Annotated in this window: 17 protein-coding genes; 9 read left to right on the forward strand and 8 right to left on the reverse strand. The window is 68.7% G+C overall.

The features are described from left to right. The first annotated feature begins 96 nt into the window (after positions 1-96). Positions 97-630 (forward strand): GNAT family N-acetyltransferase, encoded by a 534-nt coding sequence (locus tag ABIE04_RS12885; RefSeq protein ID WP_354550779.1) that lies wholly within the window; start codon positions 97-99, stop codon positions 628-630. Between the two features lie 23 nt (positions 631-653). Here ABIE04_RS12885 and ABIE04_RS12890 read toward each other — a convergent pair whose 3' ends face one another. After that, positions 654-2,213 (reverse strand): bifunctional GNAT family N-acetyltransferase/carbon-nitrogen hydrolase family protein, encoded by a 1,560-nt coding sequence (locus ABIE04_RS12890; RefSeq protein ID WP_354550781.1) that lies wholly within the window; start codon positions 2,211-2,213, stop codon positions 654-656. 92 nt (positions 2,214-2,305) lie between these two features. Between ABIE04_RS12890 and ABIE04_RS12895 the strand changes: the two genes are divergently transcribed. The 5 genes from ABIE04_RS12895 (at position 2,306) to ABIE04_RS12915 (ending at position 7,215) form a co-directional block, all read left to right on the forward strand. Continuing rightward, complete coding sequence (locus ABIE04_RS12895; protein WP_354550783.1) at positions 2,306-3,676, forward strand: formimidoylglutamate deiminase; 1,371 nt, start codon at positions 2,306-2,308, stop codon at positions 3,674-3,676. A gap of 113 nt (positions 3,677-3,789) precedes the next feature. Then, on the forward strand, positions 3,790-4,194 hold the full coding sequence (locus ABIE04_RS12900; RefSeq protein ID WP_354550786.1) for a DoxX family protein: 405 nt from the start codon (positions 3,790-3,792) through the stop codon (positions 4,192-4,194). Positions 4,195-4,343: 149 nt separating this feature from the next. Next, positions 4,344-5,345, forward strand: coding sequence for a multidrug resistance efflux transporter family protein (locus tag ABIE04_RS12905; protein WP_354550788.1), 1,002 nt, complete (start codon positions 4,344-4,346; stop codon positions 5,343-5,345). A gap of 20 nt (positions 5,346-5,365) precedes the next feature. Then, positions 5,366-5,887, forward strand: a complete 522-nt coding sequence (locus ABIE04_RS12910; RefSeq protein WP_354550790.1) for a hypothetical protein — start codon at positions 5,366-5,368, stop codon at positions 5,885-5,887. 80 nt (positions 5,888-5,967) lie between these two features. After that, entirely contained in the window at positions 5,968-7,215 is a 1,248-nt protein-coding gene (locus tag ABIE04_RS12915; RefSeq protein WP_354550792.1) for an MFS transporter, read from the forward strand. A 62-nt stretch (positions 7,216-7,277) separates the two neighbouring features. Here the strand turns inward: ABIE04_RS12915 and ABIE04_RS12920 are convergent, their stop codons facing one another. Then, positions 7,278-8,570 carry an ectonucleotide pyrophosphatase/phosphodiesterase gene (locus tag ABIE04_RS12920; RefSeq protein WP_354550794.1) on the reverse strand — a complete coding sequence of 431 codons (1,293 nt, stop codon included), beginning with the start codon at positions 8,568-8,570 and terminating at the stop codon, positions 7,278-7,280. A gap of 52 nt (positions 8,571-8,622) precedes the next feature. Here ABIE04_RS12920 and ABIE04_RS12925 point away from each other — a divergent pair, with 52 nt between their 5' ends. Next, positions 8,623-9,039: a hypothetical protein gene (locus ABIE04_RS12925; protein ID WP_354550797.1), complete on the forward strand. Its 417-nt coding sequence runs from the start codon at positions 8,623-8,625 to the stop codon at positions 9,037-9,039. A 70-nt stretch (positions 9,040-9,109) separates the two neighbouring features. Here ABIE04_RS12925 and ABIE04_RS12930 read toward each other — a convergent pair whose 3' ends face one another. The 6 genes from ABIE04_RS12930 to ABIE04_RS12955 form a co-directional block, all read right to left on the reverse strand. Beyond that, positions 9,110-9,622, reverse strand: a complete 513-nt coding sequence (locus tag ABIE04_RS12930; RefSeq protein WP_354550800.1) for a methylated-DNA--[protein]-cysteine S-methyltransferase — start codon at positions 9,620-9,622, stop codon at positions 9,110-9,112. Then, on the reverse strand, positions 9,619-11,124 hold the full coding sequence (locus tag ABIE04_RS12935; RefSeq protein WP_354550804.1) for a DNA-3-methyladenine glycosylase 2 family protein: 1,506 nt from the start codon (positions 11,122-11,124) through the stop codon (positions 9,619-9,621). The genes ABIE04_RS12930 and ABIE04_RS12935 overlap by 4 nt, the downstream gene beginning before the upstream one ends. Before the next feature lie 152 nt (positions 11,125-11,276). After that, a complete protein-coding gene (locus ABIE04_RS12940; protein WP_354550808.1) occupies positions 11,277-11,993 on the reverse strand; it encodes a hypothetical protein in 717 nt (238 codons plus the stop codon). Next, a complete protein-coding gene (locus tag ABIE04_RS12945) occupies positions 11,990-12,538 on the reverse strand; it encodes a YybH family protein (RefSeq protein WP_354550813.1) in 549 nt (182 codons plus the stop codon). The genes ABIE04_RS12940 and ABIE04_RS12945 overlap by 4 nt, the downstream gene beginning before the upstream one ends. 69 nt (positions 12,539-12,607) lie before the next feature. Next, positions 12,608-13,144, reverse strand: a complete 537-nt coding sequence (locus ABIE04_RS12950; RefSeq protein WP_354550817.1) for a cytochrome b — start codon at positions 13,142-13,144, stop codon at positions 12,608-12,610. After that, positions 13,141-14,220 carry a catalase family peroxidase gene (locus ABIE04_RS12955; protein WP_354550822.1) on the reverse strand — a complete coding sequence of 360 codons (1,080 nt, stop codon included), beginning with the start codon at positions 14,218-14,220 and terminating at the stop codon, positions 13,141-13,143. The genes ABIE04_RS12950 and ABIE04_RS12955 overlap by 4 nt, the downstream gene beginning before the upstream one ends. 296 nt (positions 14,221-14,516) lie before the next feature. Here ABIE04_RS12955 and ABIE04_RS12960 point away from each other — a divergent pair, with 296 nt between their 5' ends. Together ABIE04_RS12960 and hutU are read left to right on the forward strand one after the other, a co-directional pair. Next, positions 14,517-14,702, forward strand: coding sequence for a hypothetical protein (locus tag ABIE04_RS12960; protein WP_354550826.1), 186 nt, complete (start codon positions 14,517-14,519; stop codon positions 14,700-14,702). A 67-nt stretch (positions 14,703-14,769) separates the two neighbouring features. Further along, positions 14,770-16,440, forward strand: coding sequence for a urocanate hydratase (hutU, locus tag ABIE04_RS12965; RefSeq protein ID WP_354550830.1), 1,671 nt, complete (start codon positions 14,770-14,772; stop codon positions 16,438-16,440). Positions 16,441-16,490: the final 50 nt, after the last annotated feature.

Genomic DNA, 16,490 nt, shown 5'->3' on the forward strand with positions numbered 1-16,490 from the left:
CACCCCCGAAAGTGTCGGATAACATTGGCAGCCTGCATCGGTGTCCGCGAGCGCTGCAGCGCATGCAGCCGATGCCAGGTGATTTCGGAGCCGGCGATGCCATCCATTCGATACGCAAAACCTTCTGACGCGAAAAGGCTGGCGGCGTTGGCCGAGGAAACTTTCCGCGACACCTTCGGCAGCGTGAATGCCGCCGAGGACATGGATCTTCATTGCCGCACCAGTTACGCCGAAGCCGTCCAGCTGGCGGAGATCTCGAACGCCGGCATGGTCACCCTGGTCTGCGAGGAGGGCGGGAATTTGACCGCATTTGCGCAACTTCGCTGGTCCGAGGCGCCAGGTTGCGTCTCCGCGAAAAGCCCGGGGGAAATTCTAAGGCTTTATGTTGCGAAGTCCTGGCACGGAAGAGGTGTTGCCCACGACTTGATGGCAACCTGCATCAAGGAAATGGAAAATCGGGAATCCGATGTGGTCTGGCTTGGCGTATGGGAACGAAATCCGAGAGCCATGGCCTTCTATAGGAAATTCGGGTTTGGCGAGGTTGGCGAGCATGTCTTTCCTTTGGGCACCGATCCTCAGCGTGACGTCATCATGGCTCGCCCCGTTTTCAACCGGCCTCCAGGCGCCTGAGCACACCTTCACGGTTGCAGCCGTCAGCGCGGCCGCCAGCGCGTCTCGTACAGGTCGAAGCGGCGATCCTTGAGGTTCTGCACCGCGCCGGCGTTGCGCGCGCGGGCCAGGCTCTCCAGGCGCAGGTCGGCGAACAGCACGGTCTCGATGTTCGGGGTCGAATCGGCGGCGACACCGTCGCGGGCGAAGCCGAAGTCGCTCGGGGTGAGGATGCAGCTCTGGCCGTACTGGATGTCGAAGTTGTTGACCCCGGGCAGGTTGCCCACGTTGCCCGAGAGCACCACGTAGCACTGGTTCTCGATCGCCCGTGCCTGCGCGCAGTAGCGCACGCGCAGGTAACCCTCGCGCACGTCGGTGCAGAACGGCACGAACAGGATCAGCGCGCCCTGGTCGACCAGGTGCCGCGCCACTTCGGGAAACTCCGCGTCGTAGCAGATCATCACCCCGATCGGGCCGCAGTCGGTGAGTACGGTGGCCGCGCTGTCGCCGCCGCTGATGTTCCACACGTTGCGCTCGCTCGGCGTCGGGTGCAGCTTCTCGCGTTCGTGGATCGAGCCGTCGCGCAGGCACACGTAGCAGACGTTGTGGATGTCGCCGTTGGCCTGCTCGGTGGGGTGCGTGCCGGCGATGATGTTGATGTTGTAGTGCACGGCCAGCCGGCTGAAGAGTTCCTTCACCTGCGGCGTGTAGTGGCTGAGCTTGCGGATCGACTCCACCGGCGACAGCTCGGTGTTCTCGATCGACAGCAGCTGCAGCGTGATCAGTTCGGGGAAGGTGACGAAATCGGCGCTGTAGTCGGCGGCGATGTCGGTGAAGTATTCGACCTGGGTGGCGAACTCCTCGAACGAGGTGATCCGGCGCTGCTGGTATTGCACCGAAGCCACCCGCACCGAATCGGGCAGCAGTCGTGCCGAGGTGATCGGCGGGATGTCCGGCTGGTCGAGCAGTTGCGGGTTGCGCCAGACCAGGTGCACCGCGTAGCCCAGCGACTCGTGGTCGGACGGCACGTAGCCGCGCAGGACGCCGATCACCTCGAAATCGTTCGACAGCTGGAAGCTCAGCGTGGGGTCGCGTCGCTTGCCTTCCACCACCGCCTGCACGTAGGCCTCGGGGCTGCCGTAGCGCGCGAGGTTCTTCGCCAGGCCGGGCATGCGCCCGCCGAACACGATGCCGCGCAGCTTCAGGTCCATGCACAACCGCTTGCGCGCCTGGTACAGCCGCTGGCCGATGCGCATGCCACGGTAATCCGGGTGCACCACCACTTCCATGCCATACAGCCAGTTGCCGTCCGGCTTGTGCCGCGAGCCCATGCCGCCGCCGGTGATCTGCATCCAGGTATGCGGCGCCAGCGCGGTGGCCTCGTCGATGCGGAACGTGGCGCAGTAGCCCACGATCACGCCTTCGTACTCGACCACGAACTGGCCTTCGGGGAAGTGCGTCTGCTGCGAACGCAGCATCTCCACCGAGTGGCCCCATTCGTCCGAGTAGATCCGGGCGGTGAGGTCGGCAAGCTGGGGTACGTCGCCCAGTACCGCCTGTCGCAGCAACAGCTTCGGGGTGTTTTCGAGGGTCTTCTTGGCCATTCGGCCATTATGCATAGCGCGAAACACGCCAGGGTGAAGGCGCTTCCATCCACCCGTTACACTGCGCGGCATCGTCCACGGGAGTCGCCTGCATGAGCATCCACGCCGCCGTTCGGCCATTTCGGGCAGGCCAGCTATGGCGCGCCGATGGCTGGCACGCCGACGCAGCGATTGCCGTGGGCGCCGACGGCCGCTTGCGCGAGCCGGCCGATCGTGACGGCGAGCTGATCGGCAACTGGGTGCTGCCGGGCATGCCGAACCTGCACTCGCATGCGTTCCAGCGCGCGATGGCGGGTCTCGCCGAGCGCAAAGGCAGGGCCGACGACAGCTTCTGGAGCTGGCGCGAGACGATGTATGCGTTCGCCGCCACGGTCGGCCCGGACGAGCTGCAGGCGATCGCCGCCCAGCTCTACGTCGAGATGCTCAAGGCCGGCTATACCCACGTCTGCGAATTCCACTACCTGCACCATCAGCCGGACGGCGTGCCGTACGCGCAGCCGGAAGCGATGTCGCTGGCGCTCGTCGAGGCCGCGCGCGAGGCTGGCATCGGCCTGACCCTGCTGCCGGTGCTGTACATCAGCGGCGGTTTCGATGGCCGTGCGCTCAGCGCGCGGCAGCGTCGCTTCGGCCATGCCGTCGACGCCTACCTGCGTTTGCTGGAGACGCTGCGCCGGCAGGAGAGCGACGACGTGTGCGTCGGCATCGCCCTGCATTCGCTGCGCGCGGTGCCGGAGTCGGCGCTGCGCGAGGTGCTGGGCCATCCGCTGGCGGGCACCGACCCGATCCACATCCACATCGCCGAGCAGATCGGCGAAGTGCAGGACTGCCTGGCCACGCGCGGCGCGCGGCCGGTGGAGTGGCTGTTCGACCATGCCGACGTCGACGCCCGCTGGTGCCTCGTCCATGCCACCCACCTCACCGCGGCGGAAACGGCGCAGCTCGCGCGCAGCGGCGCGGTGGCCGGGTTGTGTCCCACCACCGAGGCGAACCTGGGCGACGGCCTGTTCCCGCTGGCCGATTACCTGGACGCCGGCGGCACGCTCGGCATCGGCTCGGACTCGCACATCTCGATCTCGCCGGTGGAGGAACTGCGCTGGCTGGAATACGGCCAGCGCCTTTCGACCCGTCACCGCAACATCGCGGCACGGCATGAAGGCGACAGCGTGGGCGAGACGCTGTGGCGCGCCGCCTTGCGCGGCGGTGCCCAGGCTTCGGGGCAGCCGGTCGGCGAGCTGCGCGATGGCGTGCGGGCCGACCTGGTCGTGCTGGACGACGACTCGCCGCTGCTCGCCGCACGCGATGCGCGCTCGGTGCTGGACAGCTTCCTGTTCGCCGGCAACACGCCGCTGGTGCGCGACGTAATGGTCGGCGGTCGCTGGCAGGTGCGCGGCTTCCGTCATCGCGACGAGGAACGCATCGCGGCGCGCTATCGCGGCGTGGTGGCACGCTTGGCTGGTAGCTGATCCGGCCTCGGAATCGGGCCTATGTCCGGGCGCGGGCGATTGGGCTAGATTGCGCTGGCAGTGCATGCCGCCGTTTCCGGCGATATTCCTCGACCCCTGCCAGGAGAGTTCCCATGCAAGGTTCCACCGATCTGGGCAAGCTGGTGCTTCGCGTCGTGCTGGGTGTGTTGATCCTGTTCCATGGTGTGTCCAAGCTGATCCACGGGCCGGGCTACATCGTCAGCGTGGTGACGGCGGCGGGCCTGCCGTCGTTCCTCGCCTACGGAGTGTATGTGGGCGAGGTCGTCGCGCCGCTCCTGTTGCTGTTCGGCTACTGGACGCGGGTGGGTGCGCTGATCGTCGTGATCAACATGCTCGTGGCGATCGGGCTGGTGCACCTGGGCCAGTTCGCCACGCTGGCCGATACCGGCGGCTGGGCGCTGGAGCTGCAGGGCATGTTCCTCGGCACCGCGCTCGCAATCATGCTGCTCGGCGCCGGCCGCTACAGCCTGGGCGGCAGCCACGGCCGCTGGAACTGAGAGGGCTTCCCGCCAGACTTGCTTGAACGCCTAGAAGGCCAGCCGGCGATGGCTGGCGTTCCAGGCAACGTTTGCGATTATCGAACCCTTGCCCGCTTCGCAAGCGCGGTGCGATTTGCCACACTCGGCGCTTTCGCCGATGGGTCGCGATGCGCTCGAACGCTCTTGCCGCGGTGGGACTGGCGTTGTGCTCGGCGCTGTTCTTCACGCTCACCTACGTGCTCAACCGCAGCCTCGTCGCCGGCGGCGGGCATTGGGCGTGGGCGGTGATCCTGCGTTACCTGCTGACCCTGCCGATGCTTGCCGTGGTGCTGCCCCTGCAGGGCGGGCTGGGCGAGTTGCCGCGTGAACTGCGCCGGCATGCCCGGCCGTGGTTGCTGTGGAGCAGCGTGGGTTTCGTGCTGTTCGGCGTGCCGCTGACCTGGGCGGCCAGCAGCGGGCCGTCGTGGCTGATCGCGGGCAGTTTCCAGACCACGGTGCTGGCCGGGCCGCTGCTGGCGCCGCTGATTTATTGCGACGAGCGGCGCCGGCTGGCCTGGCGCACGCTGGCGCTCGGGGCGCTGATCGTGGCCGGCGTGTTTGCACTGCAATGGGGCCATGCGCAGGGCCAACTGCATGCCGGCGACTGGCTGGCGATCGGCGCGGTGGTGCTGTCCGCGTTCGCCTATCCGTTGGGCAACCGCAAGCTGCTGCTGCACCTGGAGCGCGCCCAGGCGCAGCCGGACGGCAGCCAGCTCAACGCGGTGCAGCGGGTATTCGGCATGACGCTGTGCAGCTGGCCGCTGTGGCTGCTGTTCGCCGTGGTCGCGTGGTTCACGGTCGGTCCGCCGACGTGGCGCGAGGCGCTGCTGGCCGGCGGCGTGGCGCTGTCCTCGGGCACCATCGCCACGGTGATGTTCTTCCGCGCCACCGACATGGTGCGCAGCGAGCCGACCGCGCTGGCCGCGGTGGAGGCGATGCAGGCGGCGGAGCTGCTGTTCGCCACGCTGCTCGGCGTGCTGTTTCTCGGCGAGGCGTGGCCGCATGGCTACGCCCTGTTCGGCGCGCTGGCGATCGTCGTCGGCATCGCGTTGTTCGGCTGGTTCAGCGGACGCGGTGCGGCCGGGCATGACGAGGAAGTGCGCGCGCTGCGCGGCGACCGCAGCGCCTGAAAAGGCATGACTGCTGGCACATGCAGGCCTGGTTGCAGCGGCGTATTCCGGAGCGTTCCGGATTGACCGCAGAGAAGCCCATGCCGACAAGCCTCCGTACTCCGTCGTGGGTCGCCGTTCTCTACGGCGGCTTTGTCGCCGGCTCGCTCGACATTCTTGCCGCCGCACTGATCAACCGGGTCGACCCGCTGATCATCATGCGTGCGATCGCCAGCGGTCTGCTCGGTCGGGCCGCGTTCCAGGGCGGCTTGCCGGTCGCGGCGCTGGGGCTGCTGCTGCAGTGGGCGATGTCGCTGCTGATCGCGGCGATCTTCGTGTTCGCCGCGGGCCGGATGTCCTGGTTGAGCCGGCGCTGGATCGCGGCCGGCCTGCTCTATGGCGTGGTGGTGTTCGTGGTGATGGAGTACGTGGTGGTGCCGTTGTCCGCGGCCGCGAAGCCGCATTTCACCGCGCCCTCCCTCGCCGAGAACCTGCTCGCGATGTGGCTGTTCGGCCTGATCGTGTCGTTCTTCGCCCGCGATGCGGGGCCTCGTTCGAGCTGAGCGGGCGGATCACGGATTCGACGCGAGCTACACTCGGCGCGGACGGGTGAGCCTCGCCCCTTGAGTTGAAATGCGAGCCGATGACCGATTCCGAAGACGGGCCCATCCACCACGGCACGCCCGCGTTCCGCCGCACCAACCTGGCGTTGTTCGCAGCCGGCTTTGCCACCTTCGGCTTGCTGTACTGCGTGCAGCCGTTGATGCCGGAGTTCAGCCGCCACTATGGGGTCAGCGAAGCGGGTGCGGCGCTGTCGCTGTCGCTGACCACCGGCGTGCTGGCGTTCGCGATGTTGTTTGCCGGTGCGCTGTCGGATGCGTGGGGGCGCAAGTCGGTGATGGTGGCGTCGCTGCTGGCGTCGGCGCTGCTGGTGCTGGTGACCGCCGTGATGCCGGACTGGACCGCGCTGCTGCTGGTGCGCACGCTGCTGGGGCTGACTTTGAGCGGGCTGCCGGCGGTGGCGATGACGTATCTCGGCGAGGAGATGGATGCCGAGTCGATCGGCCTGGGCATGGGCCTCTATATCAGCGGCAGTGCGGTCGGCGGCATGGGCGGGCGGTTGATCAGCGGCGTGCTGGCGGACTTCTTCGGCTGGCGAATCGGCGTGGCGGTGGTCGGCGTGATAGGCGTGCTGGCTGCGCTGATCTTCTGGCGCGCGCTGCCGCCGTCACGGTATTTCGTGGCGCAGCCGCTGCGCTGGCGCACGCTGTCCGGGCGCTTCACCGGCATGTTCCGTGACCGCGGCCTGCCGTGGCTGTTCGTCGAAGGCTTCCTGTTGCTCGGCGCGTTCGTCACCGTCTACAACTACCTCGGCTACCGATTGCTGGCGCCGCCGTACGACCTGAGCCAGGCGGCGGTCGGACTGATCTTCGGCATCTACCTGGTCGGTACGTTCAGCTCGGCGTGGATGGGTCACCTGGCCGGCAGGCTCGGGCGGCGCAAGGTGCTGTGGACGGCGTTCGCACTGATGCTGGCCGGCGTGGCGCTCACCGTGCTGCAGCCGCTGCCGCTGATCATCCTTGGCATCGTGGCGGTGACGTTCGGCTTCTTCGGCGGCCACTCCATCGTCAGCAGTTGGGTCGGGCGGCGGGCCGGCGCGGCGAAGGCGCAGGCCGCCTCGGTGTACCTGTTCTGCTACTACATGGGTTCGAGCATCGCCGGCGCCAGCGGCGGGCTGTTCTACGCGTCGCACGGCTGGAATGGCGTGGCGCTGTTCGTCGGCGCGCTGGTGCTGGCCGGCCTGCTGATCGCGCTGCGGCTGTTCCGCCTGCCGCCGCTGGTCAACGTGGCGACGCCGCCGGCGCCGATGAGCCGGGGCGCGATGCCGTAGCACAGCGTGGAGAGCGAACCCCGCCCCAAACCCTCCCCTGGGTGCAGGGGAGGGAGGAAAGCTCAGCGCGACGCGGGTTTCAACATGTCCTTCACCGCGTCGTAGTCGCCATCGTTCGCGGCGGCGGGGAGGCCGAGCAGGTGGGTCATCAGCGGATAGACGTCCACGTTCGGGAACGCCGGCACCTTCGCGCCGACGCGGAACGCCGGGCCGTGCGCCACGAAGATCGCCTGCATCAGCGGTTCGGCGTTGTCGAAGCCGTGTTCGCCCACGCTCAGCCGGCCCTTGCGCTTCGCCGCGTAGTCGCTGGTGGTGATGCGCCAGTGCACGTTCGCCAGGCACAGCAGCTGCGGCACGCGCGGGTTCCGGCCATAGGCCAGGCGCGCCGGCACGCGGGTCTTGTCCCAGCACTGCATGTGCGGGTGCGGCTGCTCCAGGGTCCGTTCGACCTTAGCGAAATCGGCGCGCGCCTCGGCGCTGTCCGACTTCGGGTTGAAGCCGGCCAGGATGCCCATGCTGACCATGTGCACCCGGTCGAGCGGAATCACTTTGTCGATCATCACGCTGTTCGGTTCCGGCACGCTGGCCATGCCGTGGTCGGACAGCACGATCAGGTTGATGCGGTCGAACAGGCCGCGCTGTTTCAACCCCTCGACCAGCTGCGCCAGCGCTGTATCGGTCTCGCGCAGCGCAGCGTCCACCTGCGGCGAGTCCGGGCCGTGGACATGGCCGGCATGATCGACTTCATCGAAGTACAGGGTGAGGAAGGTGGGCCGTTCGGCGGCCGGCAAATCCAGCCAGGCCAGTACCTGGTCGACCCGTTGTTCGGGCGTCACGCTGCCGTCGAACGGTTTCCAGTAATCCGGCCGGTGGCCGTGGATGTCCGCCTCCGAGCCGGGCCAGAACATCGTGGCGGTGCGCAGGCCATGCTGGTCGGCGGTCTCCCAGATCGGCGTGCCCTCGGCCCACCAGCGGCCGTCGCCGACGGCGTTGCGGCTGCTCAGCGAGAACTTGCCCAGCTGCGGGTCGAACATCGTGTTGTTGACCACGCCGTGATGGTCCGGGGTGAGGCCGGTGACGATCGTGTAGTGGTTCGGGAACGTCAGCGACGGGAACGCCGGCTGCATCGATGCGGCTTGCACGCCGCCTTGCGCCAGCATCGCCAGGGTCGGGCTGAGCCCACGCTGCATGTAGTCGTGGCGATAGCCGTCGATCGAGATCAGCAGCAGGGGAACGGGTTTGCCGGCCGGTGCCGCGGTGGTGGCGGCGATTGCGGGCGTGGCCGGGCGTTGCGTGGCGCAGCCGAAGCTGAATGCTGCCAGTGTGCATAGCAGCACGCGAAACAGGATTTTCATGCAGGAGACCTTACGATGTATTCAAACCATCCCCGCATGATCGCGCACCGTCATGACCATTACACGTCCCGCCTGGCACTCCCCGCTGTTACGCGCGCTGTTGACAGGCGCGCTGGCGCTCGCCCCGCTGGGCGCCGCCTGTGCCTGGCAGCAGTCCGGCACGCAGCCGGTGATCCGGCCGGTGCCGCCGAGCGTGCGGTTCCAGCAGGATGCGCAACAGCAGCAGGTGCGCGACGAATTGCAGAAGAGCCAGTTGCAGCAGCAGCTTCGCCAGCGCGTGTCGGACAACGCGAAGCTTCCGACGGCGAAGGATGCGCGCGCCCGCCGGCAACTCGACCAGGCCGACCAGGCGCAACGCGACCGCGAGCGTGCCCGGCAACAGGATCTGCTCGACCGCGAGCGCGATGCGGCAGACCTGCCGCGGGTGGTACCGCAGGCGCTGCCGGCGCCGAAGCAGAGCGGCGGCTGATCGGTATTCTCTACTTCGGTTTTCGTAGGGCGGGCAGCGTCTGCCCTGCAGCAGCGGCAAGCGCCGCGCCTCAGCCGAACAAGTCGCCGCGTGCGATGCGCTCTTCCAGGCTCAGCAGGTAGCGCTTCGTCGGCAGGCCGCCGCCGAAGCCGGTGAGGCTGCCGTTTGCGCCGATCACCCGATGGCACGGCACCACGATCGGCAGCGGGTTGCGCCCGTTCGCGGCGCCGACCGCGCGCACCGCCAGCGGCTTGTCGATGCGCCGGGCCAGTTCGCCGTAGCTGATCGTGACGCCATACGGAATCCGCCCCAGCTCGTGCCATACCTCAAGTTGGAACGGCGTGCCGAGGGGATGCAGCGGCAGTTCGAAGTGCTGGCGCTCGCCGGCGAAGTATTCCTCCAGCTGCACGCGCGCGAACTTCAGCGGCGCGGCGGCGCGGACCCAGTGCGGATACGCCTGCTTCGGATGGCGTTCGCGCTCGAAGCGGATCTCGCGCAGGCCGCAACTGTCCGCGACCAAGCGCAGCGTGCCGACCGGGCTGTCCATCTCGTCGTAGTAAATGGTGTCGGGCAGGTTCGTCATGCGATCGCCTCCGGTTTTTTCCGGCGTGCCGGCGCCGGCGCTTCCGATGCGCCGCGCCACAGATGGATGACCGCGTACGCGCGCCACGGGCGCCACGCGTTCGCGCGTTCGGTCAGCGCTCTCGTGCTGAGCGGCGCGGCGTCCGCTGCCGCTTCGCGGCGCAGGATCAGGTCCGCCGCCGGGAACGCGTCCGGGTCGCCCAGCGCGCGCATCGCGATGTAATGCGCCGTCCATTCGCCGATGCCGGGCAGCGCGACCCAGCGCGCCACGAACGCATCCAGCGATTGCTCCGCGCTGAAATCCACGCGGCCGTCCAGCAGCGCCTGCGCCATGCCGCTGATCGTCGCGGCGCGCGTCGCGGTCAGGCCGATCTCGCGCAGGTCCGCCTGCGCCAGCGCGGCCGGCGTCGGGAACAGCCGCTCCAGCCCCGGCAGCGGCGCGGCCGGCAGCGGTTCGCCCCAGCGCTGCACGATGCGCGTCGCCAGCGTGCGCGCCGCCGCCACGCTGATCTGCTGGCCGAGGATCGCGCGCACCGCGATCTCGAAACCGTCCCAGCCGCCGGGCAGGCGCAGGCCGGGGTGGCGCGCGACCAGCGGGCCGAGCACGGCGTCGTGCCTGAACGTGTCCGCGATCGCCTGCGGGTTCGCGTCCAGGTCGAACATCCGCCGCAGCGCCGTCACCACGCCGAGCAGCCGCGTCGGCTGCGGGCAATGCAGTTGCAGCTGCAACGCATGCTCGCCGCCCGGCCACGCGCTCAGGCGCAGCCAGCCCGGCGCGTTCGCCGGGCCGAACACGCGCGCGTAGCTGTGCGCGTCGACCTGTTCCACGCCGGGCAGCGCGCGCGTGCGCAGGAACGCGAGCAGCGCGTCGAACGCGTACGGCGGCCGGTAGCCGAGCCGCAGCACCAACGCCGCACCGGCCGCCGCGCGCGGGTGCCGGCGCAGTTCGCGCGGCGGAATGCGGTTCGCCTGCGCAAACGCCGCGTTGAACCGGCGCAGGCTGCGGAAGCCGGACGCGAGCGCGACTTCCGTTACCGGCAGTGCGGTCTCCGTCAGCAACTGTTTCGCGAACAGCAGCCGGCGCGTCGTGTGCACGCTGATCGGCGGCGCGCCGATGCGCTCGACGAACAGGCGGCGCAATTGACGCGCGCCGATGCCGACGCGCAGCGCCAGTTCGTCCAGCGATTGCTCCGCCAGCGCGCCGGCCTCGATCAGCTTCAACGCGCGCGCCACGACATGATCGCCGCGCTGCCACTGCTCGTTGCCAGGTGCCAGCTCCGGCCGGCAACGCAGGCACGGCCGGAATCCGGCCGCTTCCGCGGCGGCCGCGTTCGCGTAGTAACGCACGTTCTCGCGCTTCGGCGTCGGCGCCGGGCATACCGGACGGCAGTAGATGCCGGTGCTGCTCACCGCGGTGAAGAACAGCCCGTCGAAGCGCGCGTCGCGGCTGAGTCGGGCCTGTTCGCAGACATGCGGGGCGGGCAGGGTGGGCAGTTCGTTCATGGCTGCAGGCTAGCACCGTTGCAGCGGCCTGACTCGCCGTTTTCGGACATCAATGCCGGGGACAAAACGGGCCGGTCGGAAACGTTCACGACCAGCCCGCAGGATCATTCGCGCGATCGATCCGCGCAGTCATCGTTCGAGCATCCGGGCGACTATCTGATCGGCGCCATCAGGTGTTCGTACGGCGTACCTGGCCACATCACGTACGGCGCGCTCGTATCCGGGTCCGCGCTTTTCGGGTAGTTCGCATAGAACGCCGGGTCCGCGCCGACGATCATGAAATGCGGCCCGGTCTTGATCCAGTGATTGCCGCCGTCCGGTTTCTGCGCGTACGGGTCCGTGTTGCTCGCGTCCGTGCCGCCGGCCAGCATGTACATCATGCCGAGCTTGCCGGTGGGCGGCGTTTTCTTCGTCATGTACGCGTTGATCCACTCCATCGCGTTCTGGTCCATGCACATCGGGTCCGGCCCCGGCGTCGACGGGTTGTCCGGCATGCAGGTGAACCCGTTCGTGCCCTTGCGCAGCGTGCGCATCGCGCCATCCGCGCCCATCGCCACGATCGTCGCACCCTTCGCGACGCGCGCCGGCGCCGCGTGCATCGCGCTCGCGATCAGTTGCGCATCGCTGGTCATGGGATGGTCCGCCGCCAGCGCGCCGCCTCCGATGGCGAGCATCACGGCGGCGACGATGGCCCGGTTCCTGCCACCCTGCTGTTTTCGTCCATTGGCTTGCATGACACCCTCCTGAAGTCGACTTGTGATGGTCACTCCGGAGCCCCCGCCGGAAAGTCTGTGCCGTCGCCGTGGCGCGGTCAATCGGCGCGACGGCCGGGCCGGGCGGCGGCTGGCGGGGGCTTGCGCGTGGATCAATTCATGCTTGCGGCGGCCGGGCAATCGGGCTGGCGGCCGGCATGGAACGCGGCGACATCCGCGTCGCTCGCCGGCTTGCCGGCATCGCCGCCGTCGAACGCGACGCGCCAGGCGCCGTCGCCGGCGCGGCGCCACACCGTCGCGAACCGGCCGGTCACGTAGTGCGGCTTCGCGCCCGGCGCCAGGTTCTCGAACAGGTACGCGCCGCTGGAGTACGCCAGCGTGCCGTCGCCCGACGCCACGACCTGCTGCGGGTACCAGTCCACCCGCTGCGTCTTGCCCGCGATGAACGCGGCCCAGTGCTGCCGCACCGCGGCCAGTCCGCGCGTCGGCTGCGGCGTGTTCGCGTCGAAGATCGCGTCCGCCATGACGTGCCCGGCGAATGCCGCCGCGTCATGCCGCTGCACGCTCCGCGCAAACGACAACTCGCGCTGCCAGACCTCGCACGCCGGCTTGTCCGCGGCGGGCGGCGGCGAGGCCGCGAACGCGGCGGGCGCGCAGGCGATCCATAACGGCAACAGCAACAACCCGGTTCGGCGTGGCATCGGCGTTCTCCTCGTTCGTTGCGCGCTGCCGCAGCATCCTGCGAACGCCGCCGGGTCGCCAGTGCCGGATCAACGCCGCCCGAGCATGCTCGACAGCACGCCGTCGCGGCGGATCAGGCCGTGATACAGCGCCGCCGCCATGTGTGCCAGGAACGTCAGGAACAGCAGCATTGCGAACCCGGTGTGCAGGTGGCGCAGTACGGCGAACGCGACCGGGCTGGTCGGGAAGATCGGCGGCAGCCGCAGCGACGTGCCGAGCATCACCGGATAGCCGCCGGCCGACAGCATCGCCCAGCCGATCAGCGGCATCGCCAGCATCAGGAAATACAGCAGCCAGTGCGACGCCAGCGCCGCCAGTTTCTGCAGCGCAGGCAGGTCCGCCGGCAAGGGCGGCGGCGGATGGCGCAGGCGCACCGCCAGCCGCACCACGGCCAGGATCAGGATCGCGATGCCGAGCGGCTTGTGGATCGCGAGCAGCCATGCGTGCCGCTCGGAGACGGACGCCACCATGCCGACGCCGATGAACAGCATCGCCAGGATCATGGCGGCCATCAGCCAGTGCAGCACGCGCGCGGCGAGCGTGAACGTGTTCGAGGCGGCCTTCATCGTTTCGTCTCCGCCGAGGGCGTGGCGCTGCCGGGCAGGTGGGCTTCCTCGCTGGTGCGGCGCAGGTACGAGTCTGCATACGCGGCCGAGCGCGCGGGCAGCAGCGGGTCGTCGGACGCGGCGATGCCGGCCGGCAGCACCAGCGGGTCGTAGTTGATGTCGCGGCAGGGGCCGCTGTCCTGCGGCTCGGCACGTTCCAGCACCAGGGTGCCGGCGTCGATCGTGCGGCGGTCGTCCGGCCACGTCTTCGTCGCGTCGTTCGTCGGGTCGCCGGGGTTCGCGAGCGTCACCTGCAGGTGCCAGCGCAGCGGGCCGTGCGCCAGGCGTTCGTCCAGGTCCGCCGCCAGGTAGTCCGCGTCGCCGCTCTTGACCGCAGCGCCGGCGTCGACTGCTTCCGGCGCCATGCGCCAGCGCACCGGCTGGCGTTTGCCGTTCGCGTCGACGAACACGAACGCGTTAAGGCCCCAGTAGCTCTCGGTCGCGAAGCTGGCGGACGGCTTCGCCGTCTTCGCCCAGGCGCGGAACGCGGCCGTTTCCGGATGCGCGGCGAAGAACGCGGCCACCTTCGCCGGGTCCGGCTTGCCGGTGGCCGGGTCCGGCTGCTGCGCCTGCAGTTGCGCGAAGAACGCCTGCGGCGTGGCGACCGGGAACACCGGCATGCTGTTCATTCCGGTGCGCCATTGCTGCCCGTTCGCCTGGGTGAAGCGCAGCGCCATGCTGCGGATCGGCACGCTGGAATCCGGCGCGTACGGGTTGCTGCCGGGGATCGCGAAGCGGCCGACCACCGGCGTGCGCCCGGGCGCGAACACCTGCGCCATGGAGTACGCCTGGGCCCGGCCATTGCTGTCGAAATAACCCGTCACGCAGACGCCCTTCGCATGGTTGCGGCGGTAGCCGGCGAACGTGCCGGCGTTGTCCTGGAACTGGTTCACCAGCCGCGCCGGGGTGAGCCGCTGCGGCGCCAGCCAGCCGCCGACATAGCCGAAGGAAACCGCGGCGACGCCAACCGCGGCGGCGATCAGCGCCCACGAGCCGATCCGGCGCGCGGGTGAATCCGGTGGAACGGGATCGTGCATGCTCGACTCCTGGCCGCTCTGGCCGCATGTAATGGGGTTCACGGCACCGGGTTTCGTGCCTCGCCAGTGAGGTCTTCGCTCCGTGGCGGCACTTCGTTACATGGCATGTGCCGATTCCCTTCCGCCGACACGTCCGTGCGGTGCTATCGTCGTCGCTCGGGCGGCCTGGGGGCGGCATGCATGAACTCGAAGCAACGCGGCGTGCTGATCGCGGCCATCGTACTGCTGGGTGTCGGCGAAGGCGTGTGGATCGCCCATTCGACGTATGTGCTGATCAGCCACCAGCAGAAATCCTGATGGCGCGACAGCCCACGCCACCTCCGCTGCCGGCCGCCCGCGAGTTCACCCACGACGCTCCCGATCCGCCGGACAGCCACTGGTCGCACGATGCGGTGGCCGCGTACCGCCATTACCGCATGCAACCGCTGCTCACGTTTGCCGAGGCGCACGCCGGCATCGACGCGCGGGTGAGCGCGCCTTGAACGGGTCTCCGGGTCGCCGTGGCAGCTGACCTATACTTCATGGTCTGACTCACCGGAGCCCTTCGTGATGAACGCACCCACCCGCATCGACACCACCCGCACCATTCGCGCACCGCGCGGCACCGAGCTTTCCTGCAAGAGTTGGCTCAGCGAGGCGCCGTTCCGCATGCTGCAGAACAACCTCGATCCGGAGGTGGCGGAGAACCCGGCCGAGCTGGTGGTGTACGGCGGCATCGGGCGGGCGGCGCGCAACTGGGAGTGCTTCGACGCGATCCTGAAAGCGTTGCGCGAACTGGAGGACGACGAGACCCTGCTGGTGCAGTCCGGCAAGCCGGTCGGCGTGTTCCGCACGCATGCCGACGCACCGCGCGTGCTGATCGCCAACTCCAACCTGGTGCCGCACTGGGCCACCTGGGAGCACTTCAACGAGCTCGATAGGAAAGGCCTGATGATGTACGGCCAGATGACTGCCGGCTCGTGGATCTACATCGGCTCGCAGGGCATCATCCAGGGCACCTACGAGACCTTCGTCGAGATGGGCCGCCAGCACTACGCCGGCAACCTCAAGGGCAAGTGGCTGCTCACCGCCGGCCTCGGCGGCATGGGCGCGGCGCAGCCGCTGGCCGCCTCGCTGGCTGGCATGTGCAGCCTCAACATCGAATGCCAGCAGAGCCGCATCGACTTCCGCCTGAAGACCCGCTACGTCGACGAGCAGGCCAGCAGCCTTGACGACGCGCTGGCGCGCATCGAGAAATACACGAAGGCGGGCGAGGCGAAATCCATCGCGCTGCTCGGCAACGCCGCCGACGTGCTGCCGGAACTCGTGCGCCGCGGCGTGCGCCCCGACGCCGTCACCGATCAGACCAGCGCGCACGACCCGATCAACGGCTACCTGCCGCAGGGCTGGACGCTGGAGCAGTGGTTCGAACGCCGCAAGGCCGACCCGGTCGGCACCTCGCGCGCCGCCAAGCTGTCGATGAAAACCCACGTGGAGGCGATGCTCGCGTTCCACGCGCTGGGCATCCCCACCTTCGACTACGGCAACAACATCCGCCAGATGGCGCAGGACGTCGGCTGCGAAAACGCGTTCGCGTTCCCCGGCTTCGTGCCCGCCTACGTGCGCCCGCTGTTCTGCCGCGGCATCGGCCCGTTCCGCTGGGTCGCGCTATCCGGCGACCCGGAAGACATCTACAAGACCGACCAGAAAGTGAAGGAGCTGATCCCCGACGACGCCCACCTGCACAACTGGCTCGACATGGCGAAAGAGCGCATCAGCTTCCAGGGGTTGCCTGCGCGTATCTGCTGGGTGGGGCTGGGCCTGCGCGACAAGCTGGGGCTGGCGTTCAACGAGATGGTGCGCAACGGCGAGCTGAAAGCGCCGGTGGTGATTGGGCGCGATCACCTCGACTCCGGCAGCGTTGCTTCACCCAACCGCGAAACCGAATCCATGAAGGACGGCAGCGACGCCGTGTCCGACTGGCCGCTGCTCAACGCTATGCTCAATGTCGCTGGTGGGGCGACGTGGGTTTCGCTGCATCATGGCGGCGGGGTGGGGATGGGGTACTCGCAGCATTCCGGGATCGTGATCGTCTGTGACGGCACGGCTGAGGCGGACAAGCGGATTGCGCGGGTGTTGTGGAACGATCCGGGGACTGGCGTGATGCGGCATGCGGATGCGGGGTATGAGATTGCGGTGGAGTGTGCGAAGGAGCAGGGGTTGAAGTTGCCGATGGTTTGAGTGCACCGAACCTCTGAAACTAAAAAGGCCCGCAGTAATGTGGGCCTTTT

Origin of the sequence: Rhodanobacter soli, from assembly GCF_040548735.1 — a bacterium.
GTDB classification, from domain to species: domain Bacteria; phylum Pseudomonadota; class Gammaproteobacteria; order Xanthomonadales; family Rhodanobacteraceae; genus Rhodanobacter; species Rhodanobacter soli_A.